The organism is Kitasatospora sp. NPDC091276, from assembly GCF_040684355.1.
In the GTDB taxonomy this organism is placed as follows: Bacteria; Actinomycetota; Actinomycetes; order Streptomycetales; family Streptomycetaceae; genus Kitasatospora.
The window spans coordinates 61000-71860 of record NZ_JBFBFU010000038.1 but is presented as its reverse complement, the minus strand read 5'-3'; the positions used below and the strand labels follow the sequence as shown (position 1 = coordinate 71860).

Genomic DNA, 10861 nt, shown 5'->3' with positions numbered 1-10861 from the left:
CGATGGTACTGCAGGGGGGACCCTGTGGGAGAGTAGGACGCCGCCGAACAATCATTCACAGAGAACCCCCATCCGGGAAACCGGATGGGGGTTCTTTGCATTTCCGGATAATCTCAACAATCCGCTCGGGCTATGTCCACTCGCAGGTGGTGCTAGGACCACCTCGCAATTGGGGTGGCATGGCCAGTGCCTGGAGCGGGTCGTTCGTGAACACTTGTGGAGGACGATCGAGACCGGCATCAGGAGTTTCCGTGGCAACAGCGAGTCGAACGAGCGGCGCGACCGTGCGCGCGCAGGCCGAGGCGGCCGTCGCGTCGGGCGGCCAGGGGCTGGCGCGGCTGGCCCTCCTGGTGGTGGGCGCGGTGCCGGGGCTGGTGCTGCCGGTGGGAGCGGCGGTGGCGGCAGGCGGGGTCACGGCCTCGGTCTTCCAGGATTCCTACTACCCGGTGGTCCTGTTCGGCCTCGCGGTGGCGGCCGTCGCCGGCGCCCTGGTGGCGGTCCTGTTCGTGCGCCGGACGGCGAGCCGGACGCGCCAGCAGCTGGAGCGCTGGTACGGCATCCGCCTGCTGGCCGTGTACCAGCCCCGGCCCGCGTTGGAGCTGGACGAACGTGGGCACTGGTGGACGGGCTACTCGTACCACCGTTCCCGGACGGTCGCGAAGTACGCGCAACTGCTGCACTGGGGCGCCCGGGACCGGACCACCCGGTCGGAGGTGGCCTGGCTGGCCATCAGCCCCGCCCTGGTGGTGGCGCTGGCGGGTCCGGTGGCCGTCCTGATGGTGCTGGGCGTGGCCTGCATCCTGACGCCGCTGCCTGTGGACGGGTTCGGGCCGGTGCCCGCACGCCTGGTGTCGGTCCTGCTGAGCGCCGCGCTCGGGCTGGGCATGGTTGCGGTCGGGGTGCTCGTGGCACCGTACGCGGTGCGCGGGTACGCCGAGGTGGCCCGCCGGGTACTGGACCAGGACGGCCGGGCGACGCACGCCCAGCTGACCAGGCGGGTGGCCGAGCTGACCGAGACCAGGGCGGACGCGGTCGGCGACCAGGCGGCGGAGCTGCGGCGGATCGAGCGGGACCTGCACGACGGCGCGCAGGCGCGACTGGTCGCGATAGGGATGACGCTGGGCACGATCGAGCACCTGATGGACACCGATCAGGCAGCAGCTCGGGAGTTGCTCTCCGAGGCGCGGCAGTCCTCGGCCCGGGCGCTCCAGGAACTGCGGGACCTGGTCCGCGGCATTCACCCGCCGGTGCTCGCCGAGCGTGGACTGGGCGACGCCGTGCGCGCCTTGGCGCTGGACAGCGCCCTGCCGACCGAGGTGTGCGTGAGCCTGCCGGACCGTCCACCGGCGCCGGTGGAGGCGGCGGCCTACTTCAGCATCTGCGAGCTGCTGGCCAATGCGGCCAAGCACTCCGGGGCGGAGCAGGTGTGGGTGGACATCCTGTACCGGGCCGGGCTCCTGCGGATCACGGTGACGGACGACGGGGTGGGCGTGGCGGATCCGTCCCGTGGCACCGGCCTGCGCGGGATCGAGCGGCGATTGGGTACCTTCGACGGTGTCCTCGCCATCGACAGCACGTCGGGCGGCCCGACCACCATCACCTTGGAGCTGCCGTGCGAGTTGTCCTCGCCGAGGACCTCTACCTCCTTCGCGAAGGCCTGATCCGACTGCTGGAAGCGCACGGTTTCACCATCGCCGCGGCCGTGGAGACGGGCCCCGAACTGCTGGAGGCGTTGCTGACCCACCGGCCGGACGTGGCCGTGGTCGACGTCCGGCTGCCCCCGACGCTCACCGACGAGGGGCTGCAGGCGGCGCTGAAGGCCCGCAAGGAGATCCAGGGCCTGCCGGTGCTGGTGCTGTCGCAGCACGTCCAGCAGCTGTACGCGCGGGAACTGCTGGCCGACGGCACCGGCGGGATCGGATACCTGCTGAAGGACCGGGTGTTCAACGCCGACCAGTTCATCGACGCGGTCCGCCGGGTGGCGGCCGGCGGAACGGCGATGGACCCGGACGTGATCGCGAAGCTGATGCAGATCACCTCGCGTCGGCCCGGCCCGCTGCTGCGGCTGTCCCCGCGCGAGCGCGAGGTGCTGGAGCTGATGGCCGAGGGCTGCTCCAACTCGGCGATCGCCGCCCGCCTGGCGGTCAGCGACGGTGCGGTGGCCAAGCACATCGCCAACATCTTCACCAAGCTCGAACTGGCCCCTGCCGAGGACGCCAACCGCCGGGTGCTCGCGGTGCTGACCTACCTCAACGGAACCGCCGGGCCGAAGGGCTGACGATCCGCCCGGTTCGCGGCGGGCCGGTCGTCAGCCCCGGACGGTGACACGCCAGGCTGCGGAAACGCCGAAACAGGTGTACGAGTAAACTCCGGTGGGCCGAGCCCGGAGGTCGCTCAGCCGTCCGGCGCCCCGACAAGCGGGAACCGGCAGCCGAGGCAGCGTACGGCAGCAGCCGACATCCAGGGGTTGATAGACGTAATGGCACGCCCAACGCTCACCAAGGCCCATCGGGGCCTGCTCGGCCTGGTCGCGGCCGGCGCCTGCATCATCTCGGGCATCGGCTTCGCGGGCTCGTACAACGCGGTGCGCGAACTGGCCCAGGAGAAGGGCTTCGGGGCCTTCTCCTACGCCTTTCCGATCGGCGTCGACGCCGGCATCGTCGTGCTCCTCTCGCTCGACCTGGTACTGACCTGGCTGCGGATTCCCTTCCCGATGCTGCGGCAGACCGCCTGGGTGCTGACCGTCGCCACCATCGCCTTCAACGCGGCCGCCTCCTGGGGCGATCCACTCGGCATGGGGATGCACGCCGTCATCCCGGTGCTCTTCGTGGTCGTGGTCGAGGCCTCCCGGCACGCGGTCGGCCGGATCGCGGCGATCACGGCCGACCGGCACATGGACTCGGTCCGGGTGATGCGCTGGCTGCTCTCCCCGGTGCCGACCTTCAAGCTCTGGCGCCGGATGAAGCTCTGGGAGCTGCGCTCCTACGACGAGGTCGTCCGGCTGGAGCAGAACCGCCTGGTCTACCGGGCGCAGCTGCGCTTCCGGTACGGCCGCGGCTGGCGCCGCTCGGCGCCGATCCAGGCCCTGCTGCCGCTCAAGCTGGCCAAGTACGGGGTGCCGCTGGACCCGACGCTGTTCGACCGTCTGGACGAGGAGGCGCGCGAGCGCGAGGCTCGGGAGGCTCTGGCGGAGAAGGAGGCGCTGGAGCTCCAGCGGCAGGACGGCCGCGCCGCAACGGCCATCGCCCCGGCCGAGGCCGCCGTGCCCGCGGCTCCCGTCGCCGCCGCCCCGGCTCCCGCTTCGGCCCGCCCGGAGCCGGCCCAGCAGATACAGCAGATACAGCAGGTCCAACCCCAGGTCCAGGCCCAGACCCAACCCCAGCCCGAACCGGCCCCGGCCCCGGCTCCGGTCGCCGTCGCGCCGATGTCCGCCGAGGTGGCCGCGCCGATGCTGGCGAAGCTGGCGGCCGTCCGGCTGCGCGCCGCGCAGGAGCCGGACGGAGTGGCGCAGGAGTCCCCGCAGCCGCACCGCGAGGAGCTGAACGTGTGGACCGAGCGCCCGGTGCGCACCACGGGCCACCCGTCCGACGCCGCCCCCGGCGGGCGGGTGCCCGGCCAGGCCTCGCCGTGGTTCAAGCCCCCGCGCCCGGTCGCCGAGGAGCCGGTCCTCCCGCATCAGCCCCAGGCCCAGGTCGCTCAGGCGGCGGGGCTCGCCGCCGAGCCGCAGCCCCGCCACCCCGGGCAGCCCGGCCCGGCCGGGCAGCCCGCTCAGGCCGAGCAGCCCGGCCACGGCGAGGAGTTCGTCGCGGCCGAGCAGTTCCCCGTCCACGACGAGGAGTCCGCGCCCCGCTCGGCCCCGTCCCGGCTGGATCCGGACCTGGCCTATGACGCCCTGGTCAGCTACATGGACAACCACGAGCACCAGCCCGACCCGCAGCGCCTCGCCGAGTGGCTGACCAAGCAGTACGGCGTCACCGGCAACCGCCCGGATGGCTCGGTCCACCCCAAGGACGTCGCCGAGCTCTACCCGCAGCTGCGCGACCGCTACGCCGCCGCCGGGAGGGACTGACCCGGGCCGCCTCGGCCGGACGCTCCGTCGAAGGCTCCTCCGCCCACCGCTCGGTCGGCCATTGACGCCTGGTCCGACCGGAGCTACGTTCGCCTCAACAAACTGTTGAAGTGCTGGTCCGGCGTGGAGGAGTGCGGATGTCGCAGGTCGAGGTCGACGGTAACGGACCGACGGGCGGGGCCTCCTTCTCCGCCGCCGCCCGCGCCGCCGTGGAGGCGCTGCTCGCCCCGGTCGACGCCGACCTGGCGCGCCGCTACCCCGGCGACACCGGGACCAGGCAGCCGGTGCACACCGTCTACGTCCCGGCCGACGCCTTCGCCGCCGACACCGTAAGGGAGTGGGGCCGCCAGGCCCTGGAGGCCTTCGACACCCACGCCGGCACCCCCGCCGAGCTGGCCCGTGCCCTCGGCGTGGCCGACGACGAACTGCTCGCCGACGTGCACGCCCGGGTCCGCGCCAAGCTGGAGCGCGAGCCGGTCGAGGACCTGCGGATCGACTTCGAGGACGGCTACGGACCCCGCCCGGACGCCGAGGAGGACGCCGCCGCCGTCCGCGCCGCCGAACTGGTCGCCGCCGCCGCGGCGGAGGGCACCGCACCGCCGTACCTCGGCATCCGGATCAAGTGCATGGAGGCGGTCGTCCGCGACCGCGGCATCCGCACCCTGGAACTGTTCCTGGCCACCCTGCTGGCCGGCGGCGGCCTGCCGGACGGCCTGGTCCTCACCCTGCCCAAGGTGACCTACGCCGAGCAGGTCACCGCGCTGGTCCGGCTGCTGGAGGACTTCGAGCGCCGCGCCGGGCTGCCCGCCGGCCGGATCGGCTTCGAGATCCAGATCGAGACCACCCAGGCCATCCTCGGCCCGGACGGCCGGGCCACCGTGGCCCGGATGATCGAGGCGGCCGAGGGCCGCGCCACCGGGCTGCACTACGGCACCTTCGACTACAGCGCCTCCTGCGGCGTCAGCGCGGCCCACCAGAGCATGGACCACCCGGTCGCCGACCACGCGAAGGCGGTCATGCAGGTGGCCGCGGCCGGCACCGGCGTCCGGCTCTCCGACGGCTCGACCAACGTCATCCCAACCGGCTCCACCGAACAGGTGCACGCCGCCTGGAAGCTCCACCACGACCTGGTCCGCCGCTCGCTGGCCCGCGCCTACCACCAGGGCTGGGACATGCACCCGGCGCACCTGCCGACCCGCTACGTCGCGGTGTACTCCTTCTACCGCGAGGGCCTGGCGGCCGCCGCCGCCCGGCTGGCCGCGTACGTCGCCAAGGCGGCTGGCGACGTGATGGACGAGCCGGCCACCGCCCGGGCGCTCAGCGGCTACCTGCTGCGCGGCCTGGACTGCGGCGCCGTCGACCCGGCCGAGGTCACCGCGCTGACCGGCCTGGACCGCGCCCGGCTGGACGCCCTGGCCGGGCGCTGACCCCGCGACCGGCCGACGAAGCAGGGCCTGTGGCGTGTCTTGTGGGTCAGGCCGGGACCGACCTGACCCACAAGACACGCCTAAGCTGGCGGTGCCGCCCCGGGACGCCCGGGGCGTGCGCCCGCCAGCCGTCGCCGTTTCCGGGAGAACCACCGCGTCATGTCCGCCACGCCGGAACCGACCGCCAGGCCGTACCTCACCATCCGGCGGGCCGGCAGCCACGAGACCGAGATCAAGAAGTCCCGGTTCATCTGCCACCTCGCCCGGGTCGCCGACGAGGAGGAGGCGCAGGCCTTCATCGCCGGCATCCGCAAGCAGTACTGGGACGCGCGGCACAACTGCACCGCCTTCGTGGTCGGCGAGGAGCAGCGCCGCGAGCGTTCCAGCGACGACGGCGAGCCCGGCGGCACCGCCGGGGTGCCGATGCTGGAGGTGCTGCGCCGACGCGGCCTGACCGACACCGCCGCCGTGGTGACCAGGTACTTCGGCGGCATCAAGCTCGGCGCGGGCGGCCTGGTGCGGGCGTACGGGAACGCGGTGTCCGAGGCGGTGGACGAGGTCGGTCTGCTGGAGCGGCGGCCGGTGGCGCTGCTCGCGGTGACGGCCGACCACGTGCGCGCGGGACGGGTGGAGAACGACCTGCGGGCGGCCGGGTACACGGTCAGCGACCTGGCCTACGAACCGGCCGGGGTGCGGATCGAGGTGGGCGTACCGCAGCCGGAGGTGCCGGCCTTCCACGCCTGGCTGGCCGAGGCGACCGGTGGTACCGCCGTCGCGGTCCCGGCCGGCCGGACGTACGTCGAGGTGCCGGTCTGATGCCGGAGCAGACGGGCGGCGGCGCTTTCGGCCACCTATTCGGCCAGATCGCGGCCGATCCGTTTCGGAGCCTTGCGGGGCGTGCCTAGCCTGGTCCGGTCGTCGAGCAGGAAGCCGCCCCGAGATGCCCGTCGTCCAGACCGTCACCCTGCCGCCGGGGGCCAGCACCGGCTGGCACTACCACCCGGGCCGGGTGGACGTGGTGGTGCTGTCCGGGACGCTGACCCGGACCCTGCACGACGGCCGGGTCGAGGTCAGCCGGGCCGGGGACTCGCTGGTCGAGGAGGCCGGACCGGTCCACGTCCACGTGGGGCGCAACCTCGGGGACGAGCCCGTGGTGCTGATCGCGAGCTACGCCGACCCGGCCGGTTGCGCGTTGGCGGTGCCGGTCGCGGAGCCCGAGTGGAGTCGCAGCGGCGCCCGGCCCGCCGAGGCCTGACCCGCCGATGTATGAGCAGGGCCGCTCCGGCTCTGTCGCTCGTCGCCCGCCGCTCGTCGCCCGCCGCTCGTCGCCCGCCGCCCGTCGCCCGCCGCCCGGCGCTGAGGGCGGGTCGGACCGGGAGCCGCGCCACGCGGTGCGCGGCTTGAGCAGATTCACCCGAACGTATTGACGTGGCCCGGAGTTGGAACTTCCGCTCCGGGCCGTGGCGTTTCCTGGGCAAGGATCCGGCCGAACCGGACGAATAACCCATCGATGGAGGACACCAGACCCCACCCCGCACCACGGAGGTATGCGCATGACCTCAGACCGCTTTTCGTCGCCCGCCGGCGCCGACCTGACCGGCCCCGCGACGCCCTACCGGATGACCGTCACCACCACCCTCCCGCACCGCGAGGCCGTCGCCCTGGCCGACGAGCAGCTCGCCGCCTGGCTGAAACAGGAAGGCTGCGAGGAGCCCCCGCCGGCTCCCCGCGCCCTCACCGGGCCGCCCCCGGCCGGACCGGCCTCGACGGGGAAGGCTCCAAGTCGACCGGAACCGCCCGAACTGACGCCCCCTGGACTGACGGCGTCCGGACCGGCGCAGTCCCGACCGGCCCCCGTCGCCGAGCGACTGCGCCTGGGCGACCGCGTCCTGCTCGACCGCGACCGGGGCCCGCTGCGCGGCGGCCCGGCCGCCGGCCGCTACGACCGCCGACGCCTGCGCACCCCGACCCCGCACGGCACCCAGCAGCTCACTCTGACCGTGGCCACCGGGGCCGACGGCCCCACCTGGGTCCGGCTGGAGGCCGAGACGCACAGCACCGGCAACGGCGTGCGGACCCCCTGCCGGGTGCCGGTGCCCGAACTCGCCCGCACCCTCCTGCCGCTGCTCGACGCCACCGACGGCCTAGCCGCCGTCCACCCGGCTCCCCGGGTGATCACCGCCGGCGAGGTCGACGGCCTGATCGACGAGCTCTGCGACCCGGAGCGCCGGCTGCCCGTCGTGGTCGCCAGCGTCCCGGTGAACCTCCCGCTCGACCGCTGGGTCGAGGACGTCGTCCGCCCGCTCTGCCACCAGCTGCCCGGCCTGGCCACCGCCTACGTCCTGGACCCGGGCGCCCGGACGGGGTTCAACGTCGCGCTGGAGTACCACAGCGTCTACGGCGGAGCGGTGCGCACCTACCTGCCCGAGGTCGACCCCGCCTCCCGGTGCGACGGCGCCCGGCACCCGGTGCTCGCCCGGGGGCGAATAGAGCAGGACATCCGCCGTGCGGCCGGGCTGCTCGCCCGCGAGCCGCGCCGGCTCGCCGCCGACCTGCCGCTGCCGCCCCCGCTGGCGGCCGTCCCGGTGCTGCGGGTCGCCCCGGCGCCGCCCCGCGCGGCCGTCAGCCCGGCCGGGGACCAGGCCGCCGCCCGCGCCGAGCTGGCCGCGCTGGTCCGGGAGGAGCAGCAGGACCGGGCCGAGCAGCAGGCCAGGGCCGACGAGCTGGAGCGGGTCCGGCGCACCCTGCGCCACGAGCGCCGGGACAACCGCGCGGGTCGGGAGAACCGGGACAAGCAGGACGGCCGCGAGGGTCATGAGGGCCGCGACCGTCCGGAGCTCCGCGAGCGCCACGACGGTCGGGACAGCCGGGACGGCCACGTACGGGCCGGCTCCCACGCCCTCACCGGGCGCCACTGCATCCTCCAGGGCGCCGCCGGGCACTTCGCCGTCAAGCCGTCCGCCCGGCCCGCGAAGCCGGAGACCTTCACCGAACTCATGGCCAGGATCGACGAGTTCCCGCTGCTGACCTTCACCGGTGACCAGAAGAACGCGCTCGCTCTGGACGGGCTCCGGTGCTCCGGCGCGGGCTGGGCCCGGCTCGCCTGGGACGGGCTGACCGCCCTTCAGGAGTACGCCGAGGCGGCGGTCCGGGGCGCGGCCGGCGGCGACTTCAAACAGTGGTGCGAGCACACCCCGGAGGGCTGCCACCACTTCCCGCCCCGCAAGGCGGTGCGCGGGGAGTCCCGGACGGTGTTCAGCCACACCAAGTGGAAGCGCGAACGGATGCTGCCCGTCCCGGAGAGCGTGGACGCCTCCCGGCGCGCCTTCATGGGCGCACACCTGCGGATCGGCGGCGGCCGTACCGCGCCCCGGCTGCACTACCTCGACGACTGCTCGGGCAGTGGCCGGATCTATGTCGGCTACATCGGCCTGCACCTGACCAACACCCGGACCAACTGAGAGGCTGGGCTGACCACTGCCGCCCGTTCGGTGGACAATGTCCGGCAGGGGCGGGCCGCAGGGTCGCCGGCCGCCCCGGGCAGGCGCCGGACGAGCATGGGGGAACGACGACCGATGCAGCACTCAGCAGACGGCCAGCCCGACGGCACCGCCACCGTCCAGTTCCCCCGGCCGGGCTTCCTCGCCTCGGTCTTCAGAGAGCTCAACACCGACCAGGGGCAGGGCCAGGGACTGGACCCGGACGCCGCCGGCCCCGGCCCGGCCGCCCCCGGTACACCCGGCGGCGTCATGCCCGATGACGGCGCGTCCGGTGGCGGCGTGTCCGATGACGGTGCGTCTGGTGGTGCGGCGTCCGGCGACGGCCCGGTCGAGCCCGAGGAGTCCATCGCCGCCCACGGCAGGGCCGCCGCCCTGACCCACCACCGCACGCTCACCGTCCAGGCCGAGCACGACCGGCTGGCCGACCTGCTCCGGCGGGCCGCACTGCCCGTCTCGGCCATGGACTTCGAGAGCCAGCTGCGCCACTACGAGCCCCGCCCCTACCCGGCCGACGGGCCGGAGACCGGCAGTGAGGCCGAGCCCCGCTGGGCGGACTTCGCGCCCGCCGGGCCGGCCACCGCCGACCCCGACGGCGCCCCGGCCCGCCGCCTGCTCGACTCCGGCTACCAGCGCGAACTCGCCCAGGCCCGGCTGGCCCACCAGCGTTCCCTGCGCGAGTGGCGCACCCGCCGGGCCGAGGCCGACAACCCAGCCGCCGACGAGTCCCGGCGCGTCCACGAGGCGGCCGAGGAGGCCCGGGCCCGCGCCGTGCGCGAGTACAACGAGAGCCTGGAGGAGTGCCGGCGGGCCTACCGGCTGTCCGAGCCGGCCGCCGTGGAGTCTCTGCTGGAGCGGGCGCTCGCCGCCGCCGAGACCGCCACCCAGGACCTGCCCGCCCCCTGCCGGGCGGTCTTCCGCCCGCTCACCCGCACCGCCGTGCTGGACCTCGACCTGCCGCCGCTCGACCTGGTGCCCTCGCTCACCGGCTACCGGCTCGCCCCGGACGGCGACATCGTCCCGGTCCCGCGCCCGCCAGCGGACCGGGCCACCGACTATCTGCGCCTGGTCGCCCGGCTCGCCCTGCGCGCCCTCCAGGCCGCCGACGCCGTCGACACCGACGAGATACTCGCGGGCGTCGTGCTCAACGGCTGGCTGCGCGAGCCCGGCACCGGCGAGCCGCTCTGCCTGGTCAGCGTGGACGCCGACCGCGACGCACTGGCCCGCACCCGGCTGCTGCCGCCCGCCACCCCGTACGAGGAGCGCGACGACGAAGGCGTCTACGCCGACGCCGAGCAGGACGAAGCGCTCGTCCGGCTGCGCCAGCTCGGCGCCGCCGTCACCCCGGACCCGTACGGCCGCGTGGGCGTGCAGCCCGCCGCGCAGGCGGGTGCCGCCGTACCGGCCGCACCCGATCTGTCCGCGAACGAGTTCGCCCAGCTGGTGCGCGACCTGCTCACCCGCGGCGGGCTCGCCGAGTGGAGCGTGCGGCTGCGCGGTCCGGCCGGGCTGGTCGCCACCGGTGAGGGGGCCCCGGGCAGCGCGCTGCCCGGCCGCTGGGTGGTCTGGGCCTCCCGGGGCGCCGAGCCGGTCAGCGCGGAGGAGATCGCCACCCTGGCCGAGGCCGTTCAGGAGGAGTCCGCCGAGCGTGGCCTGCGGCTGACCACCGGCCGCTTCGCCGACGAGGCCCTCGACCTCACCGGCGAGGAGAGCCACCGGCACATCCACCTGGTCGACGGCGACGGCGTGAGCGAACTCGCCCGCACCCACCTCGGCCTGCCCCTCGCCGCCGGCCGCTGACCCCACCTCCGGTCCCCGCCCCCACCCTCGTCCCCTTCCCCGTCTTCGCAGCTCACCCTGACGGACCG

The 10861-nt window shown here is 74.7% G+C and carries 8 protein-coding genes; all 8 read left to right on the top strand.

All coding sequences use genetic code 11. The features are described 5' to 3' along the window. Window positions 1-251: 251 nt before the first annotated feature. The 8 genes from AB0O19_RS33545 to AB0O19_RS33510 all read left to right on the top strand — a co-directional run bounded on the left by AB0O19_RS33545 (window position 252) and on the right by AB0O19_RS33510 (window position 10793). The gene (locus AB0O19_RS33545) at window positions 252-1661 is read left to right on the top strand and encodes a histidine kinase (RefSeq protein WP_363624983.1); all 1410 of its coding nucleotides are present in this window, start codon (window positions 252-254) and stop codon (window positions 1659-1661) included. Next, window positions 1613-2278, top strand: a complete 666-nt coding sequence (locus tag AB0O19_RS33540) for a response regulator transcription factor (protein ID WP_063347646.1) — start codon at window positions 1613-1615, stop codon at window positions 2276-2278. Before AB0O19_RS33545 ends, AB0O19_RS33540 begins: the two co-directional genes overlap by 49 nt. A 201-nt stretch (window positions 2279-2479) precedes the next feature. Continuing rightward, window positions 2480-4069 carry a DUF2637 domain-containing protein gene (locus AB0O19_RS33535; RefSeq protein WP_363624981.1) on the top strand — a complete coding sequence of 530 codons (1590 nt, stop codon included), beginning with the start codon at window positions 2480-2482 and terminating at the stop codon, window positions 4067-4069. Between the two features lie 137 nt (window positions 4070-4206). After that, window positions 4207-5496, top strand: a complete 1290-nt coding sequence (locus tag AB0O19_RS33530) for an aldolase/citrate lyase family protein (protein WP_363624979.1) — start codon at window positions 4207-4209, stop codon at window positions 5494-5496. Between the two features lie 159 nt (window positions 5497-5655). Continuing rightward, window positions 5656-6312 (top strand): YigZ family protein, encoded by a 657-nt coding sequence (locus AB0O19_RS33525; protein WP_363624977.1) that lies wholly within the window; start codon window positions 5656-5658, stop codon window positions 6310-6312. A 124-nt stretch (window positions 6313-6436) separates the two neighbouring features. After that, complete coding sequence (locus AB0O19_RS33520) at window positions 6437-6751, top strand: cupin domain-containing protein (protein ID WP_363624975.1); 315 nt, start codon at window positions 6437-6439, stop codon at window positions 6749-6751. Window positions 6752-7049: 298 nt separating this feature from the next. Next, window positions 7050-8957 (top strand): hypothetical protein, encoded by a 1908-nt coding sequence (locus tag AB0O19_RS33515; protein WP_363624973.1) that lies wholly within the window; start codon window positions 7050-7052, stop codon window positions 8955-8957. Between the two features lie 114 nt (window positions 8958-9071). After that, complete coding sequence (locus tag AB0O19_RS33510; protein ID WP_363624971.1) at window positions 9072-10793, top strand: restriction endonuclease; 1722 nt, start codon at window positions 9072-9074, stop codon at window positions 10791-10793. Window positions 10794-10861 lie beyond the last annotated feature (68 nt).

Excerpts from the sequence above, each read along its gene's own strand:
- AB0O19_RS33535 (WP_363624981.1), top strand. The coding sequence starts at position 2,480 with ATGGCACGCCCAACGCTCACCAAGGCCCATCGGGGCCTGCTCGGCCTG.
- AB0O19_RS33530 (WP_363624979.1), top strand. The coding sequence starts at position 4,207 with ATGTCGCAGGTCGAGGTCGACGGTAACGGACCGACGGGCGGGGCCTCC.
- AB0O19_RS33525 (WP_363624977.1), top strand. The coding sequence starts at position 5,656 with ATGTCCGCCACGCCGGAACCGACCGCCAGGCCGTACCTCACCATCCGG.
- AB0O19_RS33520 (WP_363624975.1), top strand. The coding sequence starts at position 6,437 with ATGCCCGTCGTCCAGACCGTCACCCTGCCGCCGGGGGCCAGCACCGGC.
- AB0O19_RS33515 (WP_363624973.1), top strand. The coding sequence starts at position 7,050 with ATGACCTCAGACCGCTTTTCGTCGCCCGCCGGCGCCGACCTGACCGGC.
- AB0O19_RS33510 (WP_363624971.1), top strand. The coding sequence starts at position 9,072 with ATGCAGCACTCAGCAGACGGCCAGCCCGACGGCACCGCCACCGTCCAG.